The organism is Pseudorhodobacter sp. MZDSW-24AT (assembly GCF_002794355.1).
Classification (GTDB): domain Bacteria; phylum Pseudomonadota; class Alphaproteobacteria; order Rhodobacterales; family Rhodobacteraceae; genus Pseudotabrizicola.
The window spans coordinates 533,020-556,637 of sequence record NZ_PGOI01000007.1 but is presented as its reverse complement, the minus strand read 5'-3'; the positions used below and the strand labels follow the sequence as shown (position 1 = coordinate 556,637).

Genomic DNA, 23,618 nt, shown 5'->3' with positions numbered 1-23,618 from the left:
GATTATTGGCCGTCAGACAGCAGCGGCGCCAAATGGCCGCCTGTCTTGGCGAGCGCCTGTTCCGCCTGCGCCGGGGACATGCCCCGGGCGACCAGAATGGCGGGTTTGACAGAACCATGGGTCTGCGACAGCGCGTCACGCGCGGCCTGTTCGGTGACTGCCGAAACTTCGGTCACAATTCGGGCGGCGCGCCCCACCAGTTTGGCATTGTCGGCTGTCAGATTCACCATGAAACCGTCGTGCACATGCCCAAGTGCGACTCCGATCAGAACCGACACCATGTTCAGCGCCACTTTCTGTGCGGTTCCGGCGCCCATGCGGGTCGACCCGGTGACGATTTCCGGCCCCGTCTCCAGCAGGATCGGAATATCGGCCAGATCAAGCAGCGCCGCCGTCCGGACGTTGGAGAGCCCGACAACGGTGACGCCAAGCGCCTTGGCGCCACGCGCGACCGCCAAAGTGTAAGGTGTGCCGCCAGATGCCGCGAGGCACAGGATGACATCCCCTTGGGAAAGTTGGGCCCGGTTCAGGTCGGATTTTGCCAGTTCGGGATCATCCTCAACCCCGCCCCGCATGTGCAAGAGCGCATCGGCGCCCCCGGCAAAGAGCATTGGCACGCGATCTGGCGCGATGCCAAATGTTCCGGGCAGTTCGAGGCAATCCGCCAAGGCCATCAAGCCCGATGATCCTGCGCCCGCATAGGCCATCTTGCCGCCGCGCCGCAATGCATCGGCCCCGGCCTGCGCCGCACGTTCAATCTGAGCAAGGGCAGGGCGCAGCGCGGCCAAGGCGTGAAGCTGACACTCCAATATCCGTGACATCGTCTCTTGTGCCGCTACGGCATGGAGACCTGTGGACAAGACGTGCCGACCTTCTGTGCGCTGCTCGGACATATGATTCTCCCTTGCATCAAAACAATGCCAAAATAATACCAATTGTAAAGTGTGAAGTTTCGTTTAGCGCCGAATCCCGGAATCCTGCAAGAATAGGGATGTCTTGAAGATACCACTTTCAAAATGGTATTGTTTTGGTATCTTGTTGGCTCAGGGGGAGTCTGATGGCGCTTTATCTGGGAATCGATGGGGGTGGGACCGGGTGCCGTGCCGTCGTGGCCGATGAACGGGGCCATGTGCTTGGCTCTGGGCAGGGTGGTCCTGCCAATATCGCATCTGATCCGGTGGGCGCGCGTGACAACATTCTTGAGGCGACCCGACAGGCCATGGTGCAGGCGGTTGGTGCGCAGAACCTGTCGCGCGAGCTTCCGTTGCTGGTTGCCGGGCTGGGTTTGGCCGGCGCGAATGCGGCGGGCGCGGCGGGGCGGTTGCGCCTTGGCTTGCCATTTGCGCGCGCTCGGATCGAGACGGATGCGGTCGCGGCCGCCTTGGGGGCATTGGCCGATGCTGATGGCATTGTCGCCGCGATTGGGACGGGATCGGTGTTTGCGGTTCAAAGCGGGGGTCAGATTCGCTGTTATGGCGGGTGGGGTTTGGTGTTGGGTGACGAAGGCAGTGGGGCTTGGCTTGGTCGGGCGGCCTATTCGAGCGCTTTGCGCGCAGTTGACGGATTCGAGCCTATGACGCCCTTTTTGACGCAGCTTTTGGACGATCTCGGCGGCCCTGCGGGTGTTGTCAGCTTTGCACAGACCGCGCGCGCCACAGATTTTGCAAAGATTGCGCCGTCTGTCGTGCAGTCCAAGGATCTGGCCGCCACAAGGATCTGGTCTCAAGCCGTGTCTGACATGGCCAAAGCGCTGTCGCATTTGCGAAAGGCCGATGCTTTGCCTGTGACCTTTATCGGGGGGTTGGGGGCCAGCTACGCAGAGGCTTTGGCGCAGTTTCCACAGCGCAAGGCCAATGGCACGGCACTGGATGGCGCGCTGCGCCTTGCCCGTGAGGGAGCGTGATGGATTTGCTGTTTTCCCCCGCTGGTTTTGACGAGGCCGGGTCTGGCCCGTTGTATCTGCAATTGCAGAAGCGTTTGGCCGAAGCGATCAACTCGGGGCGGCTTGCTGCGGGCGACAGCCTTCCCGCAGAGCGCGACATGGCCACGATGACGGGACTGTCGCGGGTGACGGTCCGCAAAGCGGTGCAGGCCTTGGTGGCGAATGGGCAATTGGTTCAGCGCAGGGGATCGGGCACTTTTGTCGCGCCCAAGGTTGAGCGGCTGGAACAGGCGCTGTCCTTGCTGACCTCGTTTACCGAAGATATGGCGCGCCGCGGCAAATCGGTGGAATCCGTCTGGCTGTCGCGCCAGATCACCACACCCTCGCCCGAGGAGGTGATGGCCTTGGGATTGGGCATCGGCGACCGTGTCTCGCGTCTGGAACGGGTGCGGCGTTCGGATGATGTGCCGCTTGCCATTGAGCGCGCCTCGCTTTCCACGGCAACCTTGCCCGATCCCGACCTCGTGGAGTCCAGCCTTTATGCCATGCTCGAGTCGCGCGGCCTGCGGCCTGTTCGCGCGGTCCAGAGGATTTCGGCCGCCAATCTGGGGGGCCGCGATGCAGAGCTTCTGGGCGTGCCGGTGGGCGCCGCTGGGCTGCGCATCGAAAGGATCGGCTATCTTCCATCGGGCAGGGTGGTGGAATTCACCCGCTCTCTCTATCGCGGCGATGCCTATGATTTTGCCGTGGAACTGACCCTGTCGCCGCAAGGTGACTTTTCGGAAAGGACAACGACATGACTCAAACCCATATGGCGCGCGAAGTGGCAGAGATCCCGGCAGTGGCCGAGCGGTTCCTGCAAGAGACTGCGCCTGCCGTTCAAGCGGCGGCCAAGGCCATGCAACAGCTTGACCCGGCCTTGCTGGTGACCGTCGCGCGCGGGTCTTCCGATCATGCGGCCACCTATCTCAAATACGCTGTCGAACTGCTTGCTGGCGTGCCTGTCGCCTCTGTCGGACCGTCTGTCGCGTCCATTTATGGTCGTCCGCTGCGGTTGAAGGGCGCGGTCTGTGTGGGCATTTCGCAATCGGGTCAGAGCCCGGACATCGTGGAGATGATGCGGGCGGGACGAAGTGGGGGCGCTTTGTCGATCGCCATCACGAATTTCTCTGGCAGCCCGATGGGGGCGGCTTCGGATCACTGTCTTGCGTTGCAAGCTGGCGTGGAGCACAGCGTTGCCGCCACCAAAACCTTTGTTGTCTCTGTGCTGGCGGGTCTGACCCTGCTGGCCGAGTGGCAACAGGATGACGCGTTGCGTCGTGCCATTGCGGATTTGCCTGCGGCCTTCGAGAAGGCCCAGCAGCTTGACTGGTCGCCGCTTGCGGCGCGGCTGTCGCGGGCGAATTCGGCCTATGTTCTTGGGCGCGGTCCTGCCTTTGCGATCGCCAACGAGTGTGCGTTGAAGTTCAAGGAAACCTGTGGCCTGCACGCTGAATCCTATTCGGCTGCGGAAGTCCTGCATGGTCCGGCGGCGATTGTTCAGGCGCAATTCCCCGTGCTTGCCTTGGGTGTTGCCGATGCGGCCTTGCCCCATGTCGTGAGCACAGCAGAGCGGCTTGCGGCGCAAGGCGCCGATGTCTTCCTGACGGGCGCCGCGGCACAGGGGGCGACCGAATTGCCTTCGGTGCCGGATTTGCATCCGTTGGTGGCTCCGCTGGTTCTTGCGACGGCGTTTTATCGCTTTGTGGAAGGGCTGGCCCGGCGTCGTGGATTCGACCCTGACACACCGCCCCACCTGCGCAAAGTGACGGAGACGGTGTGATGCTGACGGCCTTCACCGGGGCGCGGATCTTCGACGGGGTGGCGCTGCATGACGACGCCGTCTTGCTCACCGAAGGTGAAGGCATTGTCGAGGTGGGATCTTCGGTTCCTGCCACGGCAGAGATCGTCACGCTGGGCGGTGGTCTTCTTTCGCCCGGCTTTATTGATCTTCAGGTCAATGGCGGTGGGGGTGTCATGGTGGATGGCACGACCACCGCCGCCTCCTTGCGCGCCATCTGCCAAACCCATGTCCGGATGGGTTCGACCGGGATTCTGCCGACGCTGATCACCGACAGCTTCGCGGCAACGGCCCGCGTTGTCGAGGCAGGCGTTGCCTGCCTTGGCGCACCCGGATTTCTGGGCCTGCATCTGGAGGGGCCGCATCTCGACCCACGCCGGAAGGGGGCGCATGATCCGGCGCTGATCCGGCCGATGGAGGACCGGGACCTTGCGATGCTGATCAGCGCCGCCCAACGCTTGCCCGCGCTGATGGTGACGGTGGCCCCAGCCGCGGTGCGCCCGGATCAGATCGCGGCACTGGTGCGGGCCGGGGCAACGGTCAGTCTTGGCCATGCGGAGTGCACCTATGAGGAGGCCATGGCGGCCTTCACTGCGGGTGCGCACTGTGCCACGCATTTGTTCAACGCCATGAGCCAGCTGGGCAACCGCGAACCCGGCTTGGTAGGGGCGGTTCTTGACCAGAGGCTCCCTGCGGGTTTGATTGCCGATGGCATCCATATTGCCCCGGCCACCTTGCGGATCGCCTTGGCTGCGCATCCTGACGGCTTGTTTCTGGTGTCTGATTGCATGGCCGCCGCTGGAACGACCGAGCGTGAATTTATGCTCGGAGGGCGCAGGATCTTGCGCGAAGAGGGCAGGTTGACCTTGGAAGATGGCACGCTTGCGGGGGCAGACCTAAGCCTGCCGCAGGCGGTGGCGTTCATGGTTCGCACGATCGGGCTGGCGCCTGCGCGCACCTTGGCGATGGCAACCCGGGTGCCTGCCGCCGTGATCGGTCGCGCCGATTTGGGGCAGTTCACGCCGGGCGCGCGGGCCGACCTTGTGCATCTGGATGCCGATTTTCAGGTTTTGAACGTGTGGCAAGCGGGCGAAAAGCGGGTCTGATCAGGCTGAACTGGCCTCAACCGTCTGGCCACCGCGTTCTTCACCGCAGGCCCCGGTCGGCGTTCAGACTAGACCCCGAGATAATCCCGAAACAGCATCGAGTCCGGGGCAAGGTCTGACCGGGGGACTACCGTTTCCACCCGACCGTTCGCCATGAAGGCCACATGATCCGCAACCCGCAGCACGCTGTCCACCCGCTGTTCGACAAGGATGATGGCGATCCCGCTTTCGCGGAGCCGCAGGATGGTTTCGTGGATCAATGTGATCATCGAAGGCTGGAGACCTTCGCTTGGTTCATCCAGCAGCATCACCTCAGGCTCTAGACATAAGGCCCGTGCGATGGCCAGCATCTGCTGCTCGCCGCCCGAAAGTGTGCTGGCCACCTGATCCAGCCGTTCGCGCAGGCGGGGAAAGAGGTCCAATACGTAATCCCGCCTCTGGGGGCCTTTCTTGCGTGCCAGCAAGCCAATCTCGATGTTTTCGGCAACCGTCAACGGGCCGAACAGCCGACGCCCTTGCGGAACATAAGCCACGCCTTGGACTGGTACTTGGTGAGGCGGCAGAGCGTGCAAAGCCACCTTGCCCAAGGTGATTTGCCCCGACTGCACCGGCACGAGCCCGATGATCGCGCGCATCAATGTGGATTTTCCAACCCCATTCCGGCCCATGATGCAGGTCACCTGCCCGGCTTCCGCCTTGAAGGAGAGGTCTCGCAGGATGGTGACAGGGCCGTAGCCTGCGGTGATTCCATCAACCCGCAGCATGGGGCCCCCCCAGATAGGCGTCTTGAACGGCCGTGTTGTGGCGAATGTCTTCGGGGGTGCCCACGGCGAGGATCTGACCAAAGTTCAGCACCGACACGCGATGCGCAAGATCCATCACCACATCCATATTGTGTTCGATCAACAAGAGCGTGGTGTGCGGCACCAGCGACCGGATCAAAAGCTTGAAATTCTCGATCTCACCTGAGGCCAAGCCCTGTGTCGGCTCATCAAGGATCAGCACCTTGGGGCGCAGGGCAAGGCCCATGGCCAGCTCTACCAGCCGCTGATGCCCGTAAGACAAGGTGCCTGCCTGTTCGCCTGCCAAAGTGGTCAGCCCGGCTTTGTGCAGCGCTGCTGTTGCGTCTTTGTCCGCACCCGTGCTGTTCCGGCTTTGTGCGGCCAAGATCACATTGTCATACACGGAAAGGCGCGGGTAGATGGAGGTGATCTGAAACGTATAGGCCACACCCTTGCGGACGCGCAAATGCGCGGGGAGGTGGGTGATGTCTTCGCCCTCAAGTCGGATCTCGCCCGATTGCACAGGGACGCGGCCTGCCAACAAGCTGACGAAAGTGGTCTTTCCTGCCCCATTGGGGCCGATCAACCCATGAATCTCGCCTTGTTCGAGACTGAAATCGACTCCGTCAACGGCACGCACACCGCCAAAGTGGCGCGTGAGGCGCTTGGCTTCGATCACGGCAACCACTTCAAGACCCTTTCGCGCAAGGCACCCAATATGCCTTGTGGTGCAAACAGCACCAAGCCGACCAATGCCGCGCCCACGACGAAGAAATAGGCGTCGGTGTAGGCGCTTGTGATGTCGATCAGATAGAACATGATCAAGGCCCCGAGAAACGGCCCCAGCACGGTGCCCGCACCGCCCAAGAGCACGTAAAGCATCGGCAGGATCGAATACTGGATTGTGGCGAAGGTTGCCCCAACATAGCCAAACAACATGCCATAGGCCGCACCTGCCGCACCGGCATAGACACCCGAAAGCACGAGCGCTGTCAGTTTCACGTGAAACGGGCTATAGCCCAACATGCGGCTGCGCTCTTCATTTTCGCGCATGGCGATCATCACCCTGCCAAAGGGCGAGCGCACCAGCCACAGGCAGGCCAGCAAACCGACGGCAAACAGCACGAAGGCGGCCACAAAGCGGGGCGTATCTGTGGCCATGTCAAATCCAGAGAGCACCCGCGCATTCTGCGCGATCACAAAACCCTCATCACCGCCTGTCCAACTGTTCAGGTAAAGCAATGTGAGGTAGCCGGCCTGTGCGAACATCAGCGTCACAATCATGAAGCTGACCCCGACAGCGCGCAGGGCCAGCAGTCCCACGGCCCCTGCGATGGCGCCACCGGCGATCAGGCCCGCAATCAAGGCGGGCCAAGCCTGCGCATCCAGATGCCAAGCCGACAGTCCCATCGCATACATGCCCGCCGCGAAAAAAAGCGCATGTCCCAAGGACAACAGGCCGGTGTAGCCAAAGGCGATGTTATACCCCATGGCGAACACGGCCAGCACCATGATCCGGGCAAGGTTGGTGGCGTGGTAGGGCGGCAAAACGAACTGCGCCGCGAAAAGGAGCGCAAGCACCAGCAGATGAAGGCTCCAGACTTTGATCGCGGGGGTCATGCCTTTGCCCCAAACAAGCCCTGTGGGCGAAAGACAAGGACAAGCGCCACCAGCAAGGTGGCGATGATTTTCGCCAAGGTGGGGGAAAAGAACATGCTGATGATGCCGTCAGACAGGCCGATGATGACCGCTGCCACCAATGTTCCGCGGATCGAACCCAAGCCCCCGATGATCACCACGATGAAGGACAGCAGTAACGGATCATGTCCCATCAGATAATGGGCCTGCTGAATCGGGACGATCAGCACCGCCGCCACCGCGGCCAAGGCACCGCCAAAGGCAAAAGTGCCGGCATAGACCCTGTTTACGTTGATCCCAAAGGTTTGTGCGGTGTCGCGGTCGACCTGAGTGGCGCGCATGATAAGCCCGGCTTTGGTGCGGGTCATCACCCACCAGACCGCCATCAACACAAGGATTGCCGCGACAACGACGAACAGCTTGTAGCCGGAATATCCAAACCACGGCAGTTGGATCCGCCATTCAAACGGCGCAACCACCGGGCGGGCATCCGGTCCGTAGACTGTGAGCGCGGCCTGCTGCAACATGTAAAGCAGACCGATCGTCGCCATGATCGTCGCCTCGGGGTTATACTTCAGCCGCTTCAGAACCAGAACATCGGTCAAGGCCGCAACCGCTGCCACCAGAACAGGCGCGATGATCAGGGCCGCCATCCAGGCAAGCAGGGGAGGGAAGGGCAGATAGTAAGTCACGAACCATGCCAGAACAGCGCCCAGCATGTAAAACTCGCCATGCGCCACGTTGACCACACGCATCACCCCGAAGACCAGCGAAAGGCCGACGGCTGTTAAGGCAAGAACTGCCGCCATGACCGTGCCTTCCAGCACGGCCAGAAGCAGGAAAGGACCGAAACTCATGCGCGCGGATGCACCGCTTGCAAAAGCGGCACCCCCCAGCAAACGGTGGCAGGCGCGAGGTGCGGATCCGGCAAAGCGCGCACTCAGAAGCTCTGCGTCGTGTAGTCCACCGCGTCGGGATACAGGCTGTCCTCGATGCTGGTTGTGTGCACCTTGATCAGCTTGCCGCCTTCGACCTTGCTGATGAACTGATGGCCAAAAACCTGATGCGTCTTGCCATTGAACAGCTTCTTTCCCTGCACATGGGCCAGACTTTCTGGCATGTCTGTCATGGCTTCGACCGCTTCGACAAACCTCTGCCTGTCTGCGGCGCCTTGATAACCCGACGCCTCCATCCCGGCCTTGATGATGTGCAAGGTTTCCCAAACGCTGAACATATGGGCATAGGTCGAGACATCCTTGGCATCTGAAACAGATGCGCCATTGGCATCGACACCAACGGCCGCCCGATATGCGGTTTCAAACTCGGAGGCATCGGCCTGCTGGTTGCGGCAATGGCCCTCCCAGAAATGAGTGCCCTCGAGAAACGCCAAACCGGGCGATGCAAGATCCACGGCCTCGAGCGAGTCGATGAAGCCAAAGATTTCCGGCCTTGCCCCCGTCCCGTAAAACTCGCCCAGCTCTTTGACGAAGGTGAGAACGGCAGGGCCGACCATCACGTGATACAGAACTTCGGTGTCATTGGGGATTTGCGGCAGATAGCGGGTAAAGCTGGTCTCCGTCGGAGGAACCGCGATCTGCGCGATAACCTGCCCGCCGCCTGCCTCGACCGCGGCAGAGAAGAAATCGCGGTGATCGTGGCCAAAGGCATAGTCTGGAAACACCATCGCAACCTTCTTGCCAAGATTGGCCAAGACCCAAGGTGCCATGGAAGAAACCTGCGCGCGCACATCCGTGATTCCGGGCTGCATCGTCCATCGGTTCAGCATGCCGCCTGCAACGTGAAACCCTTCGGAACAGACAAGATAGGGCACTTTCAATTCTGCCGCGCGCGGGGCAGAGCCAATCACGACATGGCTGAACAAAGGTCCAAAGATCAGATCGCAATTGTGCTGTCTGGTCAGTTTTTCAACCACTTCGGCCCCGCGCTTCGGATCGGTGCCATCATCTTCAAACACGATCTCGACCGGGCGGCCATTGATGCCGCCGGCATCGTTCACAACCTTGAGGGCCGCTTGCGCCGTCCGTTCATACCAGCGCCCATAGGCGGCGCCGATCCCCGTCCGGTGCAGCTGAAAGCCGAGCTTTACCGGAGCGGCTTGTGACCAGACCGGTGCCGCGAACCCCGCTGTCAGCAATCCCGCACCCGCGGCCTTGAGCACGGCGCGCCGAGATGGTGCAAGCCCGATGTGTTTCTGTGTCATCTTCACCATCTCCACTGTTGCGGCATACCTCTGCGGGAAGCCTTTTCCCACCGTCGTCTCTGAGCAGGTGGTTCGGTCTGCGCAAGTCTTAACCTGTCCGCGCCGTCGACAAAAGCCAAAGCCCCAAGATCGTGTAGGCCACCATTAAGACAGTCATGGGCAAATGCGCCATCGCTTTCATCTGACCTGCCATCTGCAAAGACAGCAAAACGGCCAAAAGATGCGCTGCCAGTATGAGCGCGAATTGCGCGGCATAGATCATCGGCATCGTGTTCGGGTCTGTCAGAAAGCCGAAAGAGACATAGAACGGCGGCAGGCCCAGATAGGAATCGCCGCGAAACCAAGGATCATTCAGCGCAGCCAGCGTGTATTGCCCGGCGGTCAGCAAGGTGACGAGATAATGCGCGGCATGATATCCCGCTGCGATTGCAAGAAAGGACAGCATCACCGGCCCGGTCGCAAAGCCAGCGCCTCCGATCGCCTGACCCAAGCGGATCACGGCCCAGATTGCCGCAGTGGTCAGCAGCCAAACCCCGAAAAGCCCCAAGGTGTTGACCCCGATCACGGCGGACCGCCCGGTTGGCTCCAAAGGGTTCTCTCCGATCAGAGCATGCCACCAGAATGTTTCCATCAGCCCGTCGAAGGTGAGGGCTGAGAGGGCAAGTGTCACAAAGGCCATCGCAGAGACGGACAAGGGCGCCATCTGCGTCACCTGAGCGCCGGGCCAACCGCGCATCAGACGGACGCGCGCGCCACGAGTGTCCATCCAGAACGGGGAGACTTTGGCCAGATAGCCCATCAGCACCGTCAAGAACTCGCCCTGTTCAAGCCAATCTTCGCCTTCTGCCACCGCAAGGGCGAAGATCACCAACCAGTAACAGAGCGCCACCTGTGCCAGGACCGAGGGGTCATCTGGCGACATCGAGACCAGTTGAAACCAAGAAAAGCCAGCGTAGCCTGCCACTGCGGGCCAATGGCCCGCGTGTGAAAGCCCGACGCTTCCTTTCCGTCCGAGCAGGCTTCGGGCAATGCGGACAGGAGCCGTCCATGGATTCACGGCGCGCCAGATGTTGCCAAACACCATGGACCCAAGGGGGACGGCAATCCACACGCCTGTCCAGAACACCAAAGTCATCAGATTGTGCATCGGGTCGCGCGCCCCGAAAAGACCGATCAACACCAAGCCGATAAAGCACAGAAAAGACAGATAGGACGTGATGATATCTGGCACCCAGACCCGTCGCTCGAGCACGGGCGTCGCGCGCGAGGGGGGAAGCTTGCCGGCCATCGCGCCCATCAGGGCGGTCACCGCAACAGTGAGCGCCGCTGCAGTGATGTAATGCCCGGTGGGCAAGGTCAGGATCACCGATGGCGGCAAGGCGCAGGCAAAGGCGGCGCCGGGCATAAGCATGCAAAGACCCGCGAGTGTTTTCATTGCAGATGTTCCTTGCCTTGCGACAGCGCATACACTGAACCTCGCTTTAACAGGCCGTTTCGATGATCGGATGCGCTCGGCGCCAAATGCGCAAACTGAGAGGGGGGTGGCCCGTTCTGGCGGCGGTCTGACGAAAGGTCTTGCCAGAAGGTGGCACAAGCACCTTTCAGAGGGATGCGCGGCAGGTTCATCTTGATGCCCACATGCTGACCTTCCTTGTGACGGCAGGGCCATTGATGCCTTTGCCGCTTTCGGGCTGACAGTGCCGGAAAGACGCTGTGGCCACAACGCCCTGAGGCGCGCATGGTGAGGGGGAGGGTGCCGCAATGCTTTTGGAGGCAGCCTTTGCGTTGCGTTGTGCGGGCTGATGTCGCGCATCTTTGCCAACGCCTGCTTTCCGGGCCTTTCTTGAAACGGCAGGAACAGGCTGTCAGTCGTCGTTTTCGGTTCAGCGCGCGTGGGTTTGCAAACCTACCCTTCAGGAAAAGCGAAAGGTGCATGATGACAAGCGATCCTCTGCTGCAGCCCTATACACTCAAGCACCTCACCCTGCGCAACCGGATCATGACCACAAGTCATGAACCGGCCTATCCTGAAGATGGCATGCCAAAGGATCGCTACCGCCTCTACCACCTGGAGCGGGCCAAGGCGGGCGTGGCGCTGACGATGACGGCGGGATCGGCCGCCGTGTCGAAGGACAGCCCCCCTGTGTTCAACAACATTCTTGCCTACAAGGATGAGGTCGTGCCTTGGTTGCGCAGGTTGGCCGATGATTGCCACGAAGCCGGTGCCGCCGTGATGATTCAACTCACGCATCTGGGCCGCCGCACGCGCTGGGACAAAGGGGACTGGCTGCCTGTGGTTGCCGCTGGCCCCTCCCGCGAACCGGCCCATCGCGCCTTTCCAAAGGTGGCCGAAGAGTGGGACATCGAGCGGATCATCAAGGATTACGCAGACGCGGCGGAGCGGATGCAGGCTGCCGGTCTCGATGGGGTAGAGTTCGAGTGCTATGGCCATCTGATGGATCAGTTCATGTCGCCGCTGACCAATGCCATGGCGGAGCCCTATGGCGGCAGTCTTGAGAACCGCGCCCGTTTTGCCATGGAAGTGCTGGCCGCCTGTCGCAAGCGTGTGGGGCAAAACTTTCTGCTGGGGGTGCGCTACACGGCCGATGAGGCGGCGCAGGGCGGGATTGATGCCGACGAAGGCATCGCGATCGGAAAGATGTTCCGCGATTCGGGTTTTGTGGATTTTCTCAATATCATCAAAGGCCGGATCCACACGGACCCGGCGATGACCGATGTGATCCCGATTCAAGGCATGCGCTCTGCGCCCCATCTGGATTTTGCGGGGCGGATCAAGGCCGAGGTTGGTCTGCCCACCTTCCATGCAGCAAGAATTCCGGACGTGGCAACAGCCCGCTATGCGGTGCAGTCAGGTCAGCTTGACATGGTGGGTATGACGCGCGCCCACATGGCCGATCCCCATATCGTGCGCAAGATCATGGAAGGGCGTGAGGATGATATTCGGCCCTGTGTGGGCGCAACCTACTGCTTGGACAGGATTTATCAGGGCGGCATGGCATTGTGTATCCACAACCCGGCCACGGGTCGGGAAGAGACCATGCCGCACGCGATTGCGCCAGCCGTGGTGCGGCGGCGGGTCGTGATTGTGGGGGCCGGTCCGGCAGGATTGGAAGCCGCGCGCGTTGCCGCAGAACGCGGTCATGATGTGACCGTTCTCGAGGCAGCAAGCCAGCCGGGCGGACAAATCCGACTGACGGCGCAGACAAAGCGGCGGGCCGAGATGATCGGCATCATCGACTGGCGCATGGCGCAATGCGCGGCGCGGGGAGTCACCTTCCAGTTCAACACATATGCAGAGGCGCAGGATGTTCTGACTCTGGCGCCCGACGTCGTGATCATTGCGACCGGGGGCCTCCCAGACATGGCGGTGCTGGAGTATGGCAATGATCTGACCGTTTCGGCTTGGGATATTCTGTCGGGCGATGTGAAGCCCGGGTCCAATGTCTTGCTGTATGACGACGCTGGGGATCACACCGCGTTGCAGGCCGCGCAACGGCTGGCCGACTCCGGCGCGACGGTCGAGGTGATGACCCCGGACCGCAGCTTTGCCCCCGAGGTGATGGGGATGAACTTGGTCCCCTATATGCGGGCGCTTCAAGACAAGCCTGTGACCTTTACGGTCACCTACCGCCTGCGCGGGGTGAGACGTGAGGGCAATCACCTTCGCGCTGTGATCGGGTCGGATTACATGGACATCGTCAAAGAGCGGAGCTTTGACCAGATTGTGGTCAATCACGGGACGCAACCGCTGGCGGACCTGTATTTCGAGCTTAAGCCGCAGGCCCAGAACCTTGGAGCAATCGATTATGATGCCCTCATCGCCGGGCTGCCTCAGCCGCAAGGACATGGTCCTGCGGGCTTTGTCCTGTATCGAATCGGTGACGCTGTGGCCGCGCGCAACACCCACGCCGCCATCTTCGATGCACTACGATTGACCAAGGATCTCTGAAGACTCCGGTCCGCCCTGCGCTCACCAGCGCAATTTTTCAGTCTGCGCGGCGCTTTTCAGTGATTCCGCTTGACGGTTGAAAACGGTTCGCTACCTGATGAATGAACATTCATTCTCGGGTGATTTATGAACCTGTCGCCGGACGTTCCGCTTGCCGATCTGCGTTCGGCAGAAATCCTTGAAAGCGCGCGCCTCGCCTTTGCCGAAAAGGGATTTGACGGCGCATCAATGCAAGACATCGCGCGCAAGGCTGGCATGAGTGTTGGCAATTTCTACCGCTATTTTCCGTCCAAATCGGGTATCGTCGAGGCGTTGATCGAGATCGACATGCAGGAAATGGAGCAAGATTTTGTCTCTATTCTTGCGCATCCTCGGCCACTTCAGGCTTTGCGGGAGACCATCGAACGCAAGATTTCCGAAGCGGATTGCCAAAGGGATGGTCAGCTTTGGGCTGAGATCACGGCAGCTTCGATGCGAAAGCCCGAAATCGGTGAAGCGGCGCGGCGGATGGAAGCCAAGATTGCGGAACACCTGATCACCATCTTTGCGCGCGCCTCAGGGCTTGCCGTGCAAGATGCGCAGACACGCTGGATGGCCCATGCACAGCTGCTGATCATGCTTGTCAAATCTTGCGCGATGCATCCGCCAGATTGTCCTGTGACACCTGATCTGAAACGCCTGTTGATGCGTAACATCGACATCACCCTTCAAGACATCGATTCATCTGTCGCCGCGAAAGGCTGACCAAATGCGTCCCTTGCAGTTTTTCCTTCCTTTCTGTCTGGCTTGCCTTCCTGCCGGTCTTGTCCATGCCGAAACGGCAGCGGCTGCCACCGGAGCTGTCCCCGCTGCGAGCGTCGTGGCGCCTGCCATCACGGTGTCTTCGGTTGAGCGGCGCGTGCTGCGTGACCGCGTGATCGCCTCGGGTTTGGTGGCCGCGATTGAGAATGTCCAAGTCGCGCCGCTGATCGAAGGTCAGCCGATCGAGGCTTTGCTGGCCGATGTCGGTGATGTTGTCGAGGCGGGACAGACCCTTGCCGTTTTGTCGAAAACCACGCTTGAACTTCAGAAAAGCCAGTTGAACGCCTCTTTGGCATCTGCGCGCGCCACCATGGCGCAGGCCGAAGCTCAGATGCTGGAGGCCCGGAGCGCTGCGGATGAGGCCCAGCGGGTGAGCGAGCGGACATCGGCTTTGCGTCAGCAAGGCACCGCGTCTCAGGCGGCCGCCGATACGGCGCAGTCGAATGCGATTGCGGCCACGGCCCGCGTGACGGTGGCTGTGCAGTCGCTCGAGGCGGCGCGCGCCCAGATTGCCTTGGTTGAGGCGCAGATGGCCAACATTGACCTTCAGCTCAGCCGCAGCGAAGTGAAGGCGCCGGTTTCGGGTGAAATCGCAGGCCGCAACGCCCGCGTCGGATCTGTTGCGTCGGCTGCGGGGGAGCCCATGTTCACCATTATCCGCGACAATGCGTTGGAAGTGCTGGCAGATGTGGCCGAAGCGGATCTGATGCGCCTTGAGCCCGGTCAATCGGCGACGTTGCGATTGGTCGGCTCTCAGCCGCCCTTGAAAGGCACACTGCGTCTGGTCGAGCCGACGATTGGCACCCAGACGCGTCTGGGGCGGGTTCGCATCGCGGTGGATGACAGTCATGCCGTGCGTGCCGGCATGTATGTCGAGGCGGACATCAGGGTGACCGAGCATGAGGTGAATGCCGTTCCCGTCACGGCTGTTGGATCGGGTCCAGATGGCACCTCGGTCATGCGGGTCAGGGATGGAGCTGTCGAACGTGTTCCGGTGACAATCGGCATTCGTGACGCAGGTTGGGTTGAGGTTCTGTCGGGTCTGGAAGCCGGCGATGTGGTCGTGACAAAGGCAGGGGCATTTGTGCGCGACGGTGACCGGATCAATCCGGTTCCGGCGACGAATTGACGGGGGCGCGTGATGAACTTTTCATCTTGGTCCATCAAGAACCCGATCGCGCCGATCCTTGCCTTCTTCATGCTGATGGTGCTGGGCTGGAACAGCTTCAATACCCTGCCGATCACCCGCTTTCCAAACATTGACGTGCCCTTGGTGGGCATCACCGTGGCGCAACCCGGCGCGGCGCCGGCAGAGATGGAAAGCCAAGTCACCAAAGAGATCGAGGATGCCGTCGCAGGCGTGAACGGCGTGAAGAACGTCACCTCCACCGTAAACGATGGGATTTCGACCACCGTGGTCGAGTTCCGCATGGAAGTGGCGACTGAAAAGGCGGTGCAGGACACCAAGGACGCGATTGACCAGATCCGAGGCGATCTGCCGGCCTCGATCGAAGCCCCCATTGTCAGCCGGATCGACGTTGAAGGTCAGGCCATCATGACCTTTGCGGTCATGGCGCCCGACAAGACGTTGGAGGAACTGTCATGGTTCGTCGATGATGTCGTGACACCCGGGTTGCAGGGGCGTCCGGGGATCGGCCGCGTCACGCGCTTTGGCGGTGCGGATCGTGAAATCCGTATCGAGCTTGATCCGGTGCGTCTGGACAGTTTCGGCATCAGCGCTTCGGCGGTCAATCAACAGCTGCGCGCGACGAACGCCAACCTTGGATCAGGGCGGTCGGAATTGGGCGCTGGCGAACAGGCCATTCGCACCTTGGGCGATGCGGCCACCGTTGCCCGCTTGGCCGAGACGACAATCTCCCTGCCTTCGGGGCGCAAGGTGCGTCTGTCTGATCTGGGTGAGGTAATCGACAGCTATGAAGAGTTGCGCAGCTTTTCGAGCCTGAATGGCGACAGGGTTGTCAGCTTTGCAGTCTATCGGGCGAGCGGTGCCTCCGAGGTGTCGGTGGCGGAAACCGTGAATGCGCAGCTGGATGTGATCCGCGCCGCGCATCCCGATGTGGACATCCAATTGGTGGATGAAACGGTTTTCTACACCTACGGAAACTATGAATCGGCTCTGCACACGCTTATAGAAGGTGCCATTCTGGCGGTTCTTGTCGTGCTGGCCTTCTTGAAGAACTGGCGCGCCACCATCATTGCGGCGGTGGCCCTGCCATTGTCTGCGGTCCCAACCTTTTTTCTGATGGACCTGCTGGGCTTCTCGCTCAACCTTGTGTCGTTCTTGGCGCTTACCCTTGCCACGGGCATCCTTGTCGATGATGCCATCGTCGAGATCGAAAACATCGCCCGCCACATCCGGATGGGCAAAACACCCTTCCGCGCCGCGATCGAAGCCGCAGACGAGATTGGTCTGGCCGTGATTGCCACCACCTTTACCATCGTTGCGGTCTTTGTGCCGGTGTCCTTTATGCCGGGTATCCCGGGGCAATACTTCAGACAGTTCGGGATGACCGTGGCGATCGCGGTGATCTTCTCGCTGATCGTGGCGCGCCTGATCACACCGATGATGGCCGCCTATCTGATGCGGGACAAAGATGGCCATGAGGAGAGCCACAAGGATGGCTGGATCATGACCGGTTATCTGCGTTTGATCCGCACATCGCTGCGCTTCCGGTATATGACGCTGATGTCGGCGATTGGGGTTCTTGCCGTATCGGTTTACTACATGATCCAGATCCCGGGGTCGTTTCTGCCGCCCGAGGATGTCAGCCGGATCGCCGTTTCGGTAGAATTGCCACCCGGCACCACCTTGCAGGAAACCGAGCGCACAACCCAAGCCATTCATGCGGCCATTTCCGATGTGGAATGGATCGACAATGTGTTCATCTTGGGCGGGGCCTCCCCCACCGGCGAACAGGATATCAGGCGTGCCTCTGTCACCATCCTTTTGACGCGACTGGATCATTCGCTGCTGCTGAAGCTGTCGGAACTCGCGCGGGCGATTCCCGTGATCGGCGGTTTTCTCCCTGAAGTCGAAAACACGGGCCGGACTGTGCCCCAAAGCGTTATCGAAGAACAGGTGTTCGAGCGCTTGGCCGCGGTGCCCGATATGCGCGCCTTCAAGCTGAATGATCGCGGGCAGCGTGACATTTCGTTCTCGATCCTGTCGTCGAACGAGGCCGATCTGAACCTTGCCGTCAGTCGGCTGGAAGCGGCGCTGTCGGGCGACCCTTTGCTGGCCAATGTGGCCTCTGAAGGCGCTTTGCCCCGGCCCGAAATCCAGATCACGCCGCGCATGGATGAAGCCGCGCGGCTGGGGATTACGACGGCCCAGATTGCCGAGACGGTGCGGGTGGCGACGATCGGCGATGTGGATGCGGCGCTGGCCAAGCTCTCGATCGACAATCGCCTCGTGCCTGTGCGGGTAAGGTTGAACAACGCGGCCCGCGAAGATCTTGCCCGTATCTCTTCGATGAAGCTGACCACTGCCACAGGTGTGGTGGTCCCCTTGGCCGCCGTTGCGGATGTGGCGATCTCGGAAGGCCCGTCGACCGTGAACCGGTTGAACCGGGAGCGGCGGGCCACTATTGGCGCCAACCTGCCCGTCGGGGTTGCACTGGGCAGCGCGACCGCCCGCTTCAAGGAAATTGTGGCGACGGTCGAACTGCCGCCCACGGTCCGTGTGGTTGAGGCCGGAGATGCCGAGGTTCAGAACGAAATGGTCGCCAGCTTCGGCAATGCCATGCTGCTTGGCCTTATGCTGGTGCTTACCGTTCTGATCCTTCTGTTCAAATCCGTGATCCAACCCTTCACGATCCTGTTCTCGCTTCCCTTGGCCATCGGTGGCGTCGCTGCCGCATTGATCGTCACGAATTCGGCCGTGTCGATGCCGGTGCTGATCGGGATTCTGATGCTGATGGGCATTGTCACCAAGAACGCGATCCTTTTGATCGATTTCGCCATCGAGATGCGCGCGCAGGGAATGGAACGGTTTGCTGCCGTGATGGAGGCGGGGCACAAACGCGCCCGCCCGATTGTCATGACATCCATCGCGATGTCGGCTGGCATGCTTCCTTCGGCTTTGGGCGTGGGTGAGGGCGGTTCGTTCCGGGCGCCGATGGCCACGGCTGTGATCGGCGGCATCATTGTGTCTACCATCTTGTCTTTGGTGGTGGTTCCCGCCTTCTACCTGATCATGGATGATCTGGGACGGCTTTTGGCGCGCCTTTTCAGCGGTTTGGTGGGGCCCAAGGAAGAAGACCCCGAAGCACCACCTGCTGAAGTTCTGGCTGAGCGTATTGCGCTTCTTGATGCCGAACAGCGGGCCTTGCGTGACCGGTTGGACGCCATGTCTGGCCCGCGCGCTGTGCCACCTTTGGCGGCGGCCGAGTGATCGGCCGCCTGCGCGTGAAAGACGCGAATAGAACATGCTTGTTCGCAGCCGATCATTCGGGTGTAAGGGCGCCTGATTAAGATCCGGCTTATAGCCCTTTGCCCCGCTGTCTCTGAAAGAACCTCTCATGAAAAGCTTTGCGCTTCGCGTCCAATGCCCCTCGACTCGTGGGATCGTGGCGGCCATCTCGGCCTTTCTGGCTGATCAATCCTGCAACATCACCGACAGTTCGCAATTTGACGACACTGGGACGGGCAACTTTTTCATGCGCGTCAGCTTCCGGTCTGAGGGTGACAAGGGGTTGGAGGATCTGCGGGCTGGTTTTGCCCCGATCTCAGCCAAGTTTGGCATGCAGGCAGAGTTTTTTGATGAGCAGGTGAAGCGGCGGGTCATCATCATGGTGAGCCGCTTTGGCCATTGCTTGAACGATCTGCTCTATCGCTCGCGGATCGGTGCCTTGCCGATCGAGATTGCGGCGGTGATTTCCAACCATATGGATTATCAGAAGGTCGTGGTGAACCAGGATATTCCTTACTACTGCATCAAGGTCACACCCCAGAACAAGGCCCAGGCCGAGGCTGAACAGATGCGCATTGTTCAGGAAACCGGTGCCGAGCTGATCGTTCTGGCACGTTACATGCAGGTGCTGTCAGATGAGATGTGCCGCGAGATGTCTGGCCGGATCATCAACATCCACCATTCTTTCCTGCCCAGCTTCAAGGGGGCCAATCCTTACAAGCAGGCTTTTGAAAAAGGCGTCAAGCTGATCGGCGCGACCTCGCATTATGTGACCGCGGATCTCGATGAAGGCCCTATCATCGAGCAAGACACCATTCGTGTGACACATGCGCAGTCGAATGAAGATTATGTCTCCTTGGGGCGTGATGTAGAGTCTCAGGTGCTGTCACGGGCAATCCATGCCCATGTGCATGGGCGCGTGTTCATCAATGGCACAAAGACCGTGGTTTTCCCTGCATCCCCCGGATCTTATGCCTCAGAACGGATGGGGTGACCGTCACCTCTCACGAAAGGCATGCGAGAGGTATTTCGTGAGAGGCTGTGTCAGATACGCAAAGGGGGTGCGCGCGCCGGTTTGGATAAAAGCCTCAACCGGCATCCCAGGGGTCAATCTTTGCCCCATGGACGCAATTGCATGCGCGTCGATAGAAATTTCGGCGCGGTAATAAGGCCGACCTGATCTTGGCTCTACAACCAGATCGGCGGAGAGCACGGTGATGCGGCCCAGCATTTCTGGCATCATTTGCGCAGGGAGGGCCGGGAAGACCAGCCGGACGGACTGACCTGGGAAAACCTCATCAATGTGGAGGGGCGGAATCTCAGCCGCAATGACGAGGGCCCGGTCTGTTGGAACGATGAAAGCAAAAGGGTCAACCGGGCGCAACACTGCGGGCGGGGTGGTGATGGTAAGACCCAAGATTCTGCCCGTTACCGGCGCGCGGAGGTCGAGCTGCGCTATCCGGTCCAACAGGACGCCTTCGCGCTGGACGAGTTCCCGTTCTGTCGCGGCGTCCTCTTGCAGCGCAAGGGTGGCGTCTGCGCGCCTTTGCGCCCGCAGATCTTCCATTTCCAACCCGATCTCTTCCATGCGCTTTTCCGCCAGAACGCGGTTGGCGGCCAATTCCTCGCGCATACCGGCCAGACGCGCCGCCTCGCGCCGCAGCGCCTGCACGGAGGACGCCCGCGCCAAACCTTTTGCCAGCAGTGCTTCTTGATCGGCAAGTTCCCTGTGGATGAGCGTCAACTGTTTGGCGACAGAGGCGGTTTGTGCTTCCATCGCGTCAAGATGCGCTTGGCTTTGCGCTATGCGCGTGCCCAGTCTTGTGATCCCCCGCATCAAGGCGTCACGCCGGAATAGAAACAGACGTATCTGCTCCGAAAGCTGATCGGCCGCCGTTGGGTCTTGTGTGGATTGCCGGAGAAGCGGGGGCGGAATGGCCATTTCTGCCCTTTCATCCCGCTCAGCCTGAAATCGGCTCCGTCGGACGCGCAATTCGAACAATTGGCTTTGGAGCACGCGAAGTTCGGACAGGGCCTGCGTGCCGTTGAGACGCAACACTCGATCTCCGGCTTTGACAGTGGCACCTTCCGTCACGAAAACCTCGGCCACGAGCCCACCCTCAGGGTGCTGCAAAGGCTGCCTGTTGCCGGCAACCTCAACGCGGCCGGGCGCGATCACGGCCCCTGAAAGTGTGGCCGTCACCGACCAGAGCCCGAAACCGCCGAACAGAACCAGAAGCGTTGACAGGCCAATCCACAGATGCGGGCGGATTTCCAGCCAAGACGGCGTGCCAGAGGGTGTCATGGCCCGCCGCGCGCCGCTTTGCTGGGGATCAATTCCGTATGGTTTTTCACCATCTCTCGCAGAACGTCATCCCGTGGCCCGTAGGCGCGGCGATGGCCTTCTTCCAGAAAGAGAAGCTGGTCGCATTCCTGTAGGGCGGCGGGACGATGCGCGATCACAATGGCTGCACCCCCGGCTGCCTTGATCTGACGGATCGCAGCATTCAGGGCGATGGAGCCTTCATTGTCCAAGTTAGAATTCGGCTCGTCCAGCACAAGCAAAAGCGGGTTCTTATACAAGGCTCTGGCAAGGCCGACGCGCTGGATCTGACCACCGGACAGCGGGGCACCTGACCCGCTGATCTGCGTATCATAGCCCTTTGCCAAGTTCAGGATCATCTCATGGGCATTGGCCGCTTTCGCTGCAGCCACCACCTCTTGTGGATCTGGTGCAGGTGCCAGCCGCGCGATGTTTTCTGCAATCGTGCCGGCGAACAAGGTTGCAGTCTGGGGAAGATAGCCCAAAAAACTGCCGAGCACGTCCGGATCGTAGTGGTCCAGATCCGCCCCATCGAGCTGGATTCTTCCTTGTGTCGGCTGAATTGCCCCGATGATCACGCGTCCTAGCGTTGATTTTCCTGCCCCTGACGGCCCGATGATCCCAAGGGCTTGTCCCGGGTCCAACTGAAAGCTGATGCCGCGCAAGACAGGGTTTTTGCGGCCGTCCACCATCAGCGAAATCCCCTCTGCCCGCAGTTTGGCATGGGGGCGTGGCAGTTCTGTCCGGAGCGCTTTTGGTGGTGATGCGGCCAGCAGGTGCACCAGTTGACGGCGCCCCTCTCGGGCGCGTGTCAGCACGGGCCAAAGACCCACCACCTGCTCGATCGGCGCCATGGCACGACCCATCACGATGGATGCTGCAATCATCACAGCCGACGTCAACTCTTCCTTCAGGACCAGCCATGCACCCAGACCCAAGATGGCCGATTGAAGCAGCAGGCGCAGCGCGCGCGTGGCGCTGACAAAAGACCCTGCGAGATCAGAGACCTGCAACATGGCGCGCATGGCCTGCGTTCGTGCCTCTGACCATCGGACATAGACAGAGCGGGTCATGCCCAGCGCCAGCAAGACCTCGGCATGTGTTTTCAGGCGATCTGCCATGATCTCAGCCGAAAGAGCCGCACGATTGGCCCGCAAGCTTGGGTCTTTGCCAAGGCGTTGGCTGACGACCGCCATGAAGACAAGGCTGCCCGCCCCCAACAGGGCAAACCATCCAAGGACGTGGTGAAATGCAAAAAGCAGGAGGAGGAAGAGAGGGGTCCAAGGAAGATCAAGGAGCGCGGATGACATGGGGGATGTCCAATACCGCTGTATCGCCTCAAGGTCGTGCTGCGCCGATGCAGCCAAGGCATCGTCTGGTCTTGCCGTGGCGCGCCCCAAGGCCGCTGTGAAGACACGATGTTCCAGTCGTGCCTGAACCCTCATGCCGATGCGTGCGAGCAACCGGGCGCGGACGTGATCCAGCACCCCCATCGCGAGGTAGAGAAACAGGGCCAAGACCGAGAGTGCGAGCAAGGTTGGCTCTGATCTGCTGCCAAGCACCCGATCATACACTTGCAGCATGTAGATCGGGCCGGTCAGCATCAGCAGGTTGACGACGATGCTGAAAATCGCCGCCATAGCGAACAGGCTGCGGTTTTCGCGCAGCGCGGCATCAAGCTCGCTGCCCGCTAGGGTGCTTTGGCTGGCGCTGGCCGACAAAGACGGCATCAAGATCAAATCCTGTGAAAGGGATCGGCCCCCAACCCAAGATCTTTCATGCCCTCAGAGTGTTAACATCCCGCCAACGCATCCACAGGATTGCGCGGCACGTTTAGCGCTTCACGCTCGCCGTCACATAATTCACGCTGAGATCGCGGGGGGACAGGCGCCATGACCAAGACACGGGATTGAAGACCATGCCCTTGCGATCCACCGGCTCCAGTCCTGCCCTGCGGATCAGATCTTGCAGTTCATCCGGGGTTATGAACTTTTTCCAGTCATGCGTCCCCTTGGGCAACCAACGCATGACATGCTCTGCTCCGACGATGGCCATCACGAAAGATTTGGCATTCCGGTTGAGGGTAGAGCAAATCATCAGCCCGCCGGGTTTCAGAAGCTGCTGGCAGGCGGTCAGATAGGCCAGCGGGTCCGAGACATGCTCGACCACTTCCATGTTGAGCACCACATCGAATTGTTCGCCTGCGGCTGCCATGGCTTCTGCGGTGGTGTGCCGATAGTCGATCTGCAACCCTTGCTGGGCTGCGTGGACCTGCGCCACTGGAATGTTGCGGGCTGCCGCGTCTGCGCCCACCACATCGGCCCCCAAGCGCGCCATCGGCTCTGACAAGAGCCCGCCGCCGCAGCCAATGTCCAGCACCCGCAACCCCTTGAACGGCAGGGGGTTTGACGGATCCCTGTCAAACTCGGCGGCGATCTGGCCGGTGATATAGTCCAAGCGGCAGGGGTTCAGCATGTGCAAAGGTTTGAACTTTCCGTTCGGGTCCCACCATTCGGCGGCCATTGCCTCGAACTTTGCCACTTCTGCCGGATCGACGGTTGTTTGACTTTCCATCACGTTTCCCTTTCGATTGGCCTTTGGACGCAGGCCGCTTCGGCGTTAT

The 23,618-nt window shown here is 60.7% G+C and carries 19 protein-coding genes; 9 read left to right on the top strand and 10 right to left on the bottom strand.

Annotated elements, in window-relative coordinates; all coding sequences use genetic code 11:
- Window positions 1–2: 2 nt before the first annotated feature.
- Window positions 3–893 carry an N-acetylmuramic acid 6-phosphate etherase gene (locus CUR21_RS08720; RefSeq protein WP_100196600.1) on the bottom strand — a complete coding sequence of 297 codons (891 nt, stop codon included), beginning with the start codon at window positions 891–893 and terminating at the stop codon, window positions 3–5.
- Between the two features lie 164 nt (window positions 894–1,057).
- Between CUR21_RS08720 and CUR21_RS08715 the strand changes: the two genes are divergently transcribed.
- The 4 genes from CUR21_RS08715 to nagA are packed head-to-tail and all read left to right on the top strand — an operon-like array spanning window position 1,058 to window position 4,828.
- Complete coding sequence (locus tag CUR21_RS08715) at window positions 1,058–1,903, top strand: BadF/BadG/BcrA/BcrD ATPase family protein (RefSeq protein WP_100196599.1); 846 nt, start codon at window positions 1,058–1,060, stop codon at window positions 1,901–1,903.
- A complete protein-coding gene (locus CUR21_RS08710; protein ID WP_100196598.1) occupies window positions 1,903–2,682 on the top strand; it encodes a GntR family transcriptional regulator in 780 nt (259 codons plus the stop codon). Before CUR21_RS08715 ends, CUR21_RS08710 begins: the two co-directional genes overlap by 1 nt.
- Window positions 2,679–3,704 (top strand): SIS domain-containing protein, encoded by a 1,026-nt coding sequence (locus tag CUR21_RS08705; protein ID WP_100196597.1) that lies wholly within the window; start codon window positions 2,679–2,681, stop codon window positions 3,702–3,704. Before CUR21_RS08710 ends, CUR21_RS08705 begins: the two co-directional genes overlap by 4 nt.
- A complete protein-coding gene (gene nagA / locus CUR21_RS08700) occupies window positions 3,704–4,828 on the top strand; it encodes an N-acetylglucosamine-6-phosphate deacetylase (protein ID WP_100196596.1) in 1,125 nt (374 codons plus the stop codon). Before CUR21_RS08705 ends, nagA begins: the two co-directional genes overlap by 1 nt.
- 68 nt (window positions 4,829–4,896) lie before the next feature.
- Here the strand turns inward: nagA and CUR21_RS08695 are convergent, their stop codons facing one another.
- The 6 genes from CUR21_RS08695 to CUR21_RS08670 all read right to left on the bottom strand — a co-directional run bounded on the left by CUR21_RS08695 (window position 4,897) and on the right by CUR21_RS08670 (window position 10,904).
- On the bottom strand, window positions 4,897–5,592 hold the full coding sequence (locus CUR21_RS08695; protein WP_100196595.1) for an ABC transporter ATP-binding protein: 696 nt from the start codon (window positions 5,590–5,592) through the stop codon (window positions 4,897–4,899).
- Complete coding sequence (locus tag CUR21_RS08690) at window positions 5,579–6,298, bottom strand: ABC transporter ATP-binding protein (protein WP_100196594.1); 720 nt, start codon at window positions 6,296–6,298, stop codon at window positions 5,579–5,581. The genes CUR21_RS08695 and CUR21_RS08690 overlap by 14 nt, the downstream gene beginning before the upstream one ends.
- On the bottom strand, window positions 6,286–7,230 hold the full coding sequence (locus CUR21_RS08685; RefSeq protein ID WP_232622729.1) for a branched-chain amino acid ABC transporter permease: 945 nt from the start codon (window positions 7,228–7,230) through the stop codon (window positions 6,286–6,288). The genes CUR21_RS08690 and CUR21_RS08685 overlap by 13 nt, the downstream gene beginning before the upstream one ends.
- Entirely contained in the window at window positions 7,227–8,105 is an 879-nt protein-coding gene (locus tag CUR21_RS08680; RefSeq protein ID WP_100196593.1) for a branched-chain amino acid ABC transporter permease, read from the bottom strand. Before CUR21_RS08680 ends, CUR21_RS08685 begins: the two co-directional genes overlap by 4 nt.
- Window positions 8,106–8,188: 83 nt before the next feature.
- On the bottom strand, window positions 8,189–9,469 hold the full coding sequence (locus tag CUR21_RS08675; RefSeq protein ID WP_100196819.1) for an ABC transporter substrate-binding protein: 1,281 nt from the start codon (window positions 9,467–9,469) through the stop codon (window positions 8,189–8,191).
- 88 nt (window positions 9,470–9,557) lie between these two features.
- The gene (locus CUR21_RS08670) at window positions 9,558–10,904 is read right to left on the bottom strand and encodes a hypothetical protein (RefSeq protein WP_100196592.1); all 1,347 of its coding nucleotides are present in this window, start codon (window positions 10,902–10,904) and stop codon (window positions 9,558–9,560) included.
- 501 nt (window positions 10,905–11,405) lie between these two features.
- On the opposite strand from CUR21_RS08670, the gene CUR21_RS08660 reads away from it, so the two are divergent.
- The 5 genes from CUR21_RS08660 (at window position 11,406) to purU (ending at window position 19,666) form a co-directional block, all read left to right on the top strand.
- On the top strand, window positions 11,406–13,439 hold the full coding sequence (locus CUR21_RS08660) for an NADH:flavin oxidoreductase (protein WP_100196818.1): 2,034 nt from the start codon (window positions 11,406–11,408) through the stop codon (window positions 13,437–13,439).
- A 126-nt stretch (window positions 13,440–13,565) separates the two neighbouring features.
- Window positions 13,566–14,183, top strand: a complete 618-nt coding sequence (locus tag CUR21_RS08655) for a TetR/AcrR family transcriptional regulator (protein WP_100196590.1) — start codon at window positions 13,566–13,568, stop codon at window positions 14,181–14,183.
- A gap of 4 nt (window positions 14,184–14,187) precedes the next feature.
- Entirely contained in the window at window positions 14,188–15,369 is a 1,182-nt protein-coding gene (locus tag CUR21_RS08650; protein ID WP_100196589.1) for an efflux RND transporter periplasmic adaptor subunit, read from the top strand.
- A 12-nt stretch (window positions 15,370–15,381) separates the two neighbouring features.
- Entirely contained in the window at window positions 15,382–18,654 is a 3,273-nt protein-coding gene (locus CUR21_RS08645; RefSeq protein WP_100196588.1) for an efflux RND transporter permease subunit, read from the top strand.
- Between the two features lie 127 nt (window positions 18,655–18,781).
- Window positions 18,782–19,666 (top strand): formyltetrahydrofolate deformylase, encoded by an 885-nt coding sequence (gene purU / locus CUR21_RS08640; RefSeq protein WP_100196587.1) that lies wholly within the window; start codon window positions 18,782–18,784, stop codon window positions 19,664–19,666.
- 3 nt (window positions 19,667–19,669) lie between these two features.
- On the opposite strand, the gene CUR21_RS08635 is transcribed toward purU, so the two are convergent.
- From CUR21_RS08635 to ubiG, 3 genes are all read right to left on the bottom strand, one after another.
- Window positions 19,670–20,977, bottom strand: coding sequence for an HlyD family type I secretion periplasmic adaptor subunit (locus CUR21_RS08635; RefSeq protein WP_100196586.1), 1,308 nt, complete (start codon window positions 20,975–20,977; stop codon window positions 19,670–19,672).
- Window positions 20,974–22,725, bottom strand: a complete 1,752-nt coding sequence (locus tag CUR21_RS08630) for a type I secretion system permease/ATPase (protein WP_100196817.1) — start codon at window positions 22,723–22,725, stop codon at window positions 20,974–20,976. The genes CUR21_RS08635 and CUR21_RS08630 overlap by 4 nt, the downstream gene beginning before the upstream one ends.
- Window positions 22,726–22,828: 103 nt before the next feature.
- Window positions 22,829–23,569 (bottom strand): bifunctional 2-polyprenyl-6-hydroxyphenol methylase/3-demethylubiquinol 3-O-methyltransferase UbiG, encoded by a 741-nt coding sequence (gene ubiG / locus CUR21_RS08625; protein ID WP_100196585.1) that lies wholly within the window; start codon window positions 23,567–23,569, stop codon window positions 22,829–22,831.
- Window positions 23,570–23,618 lie beyond the last annotated feature (49 nt).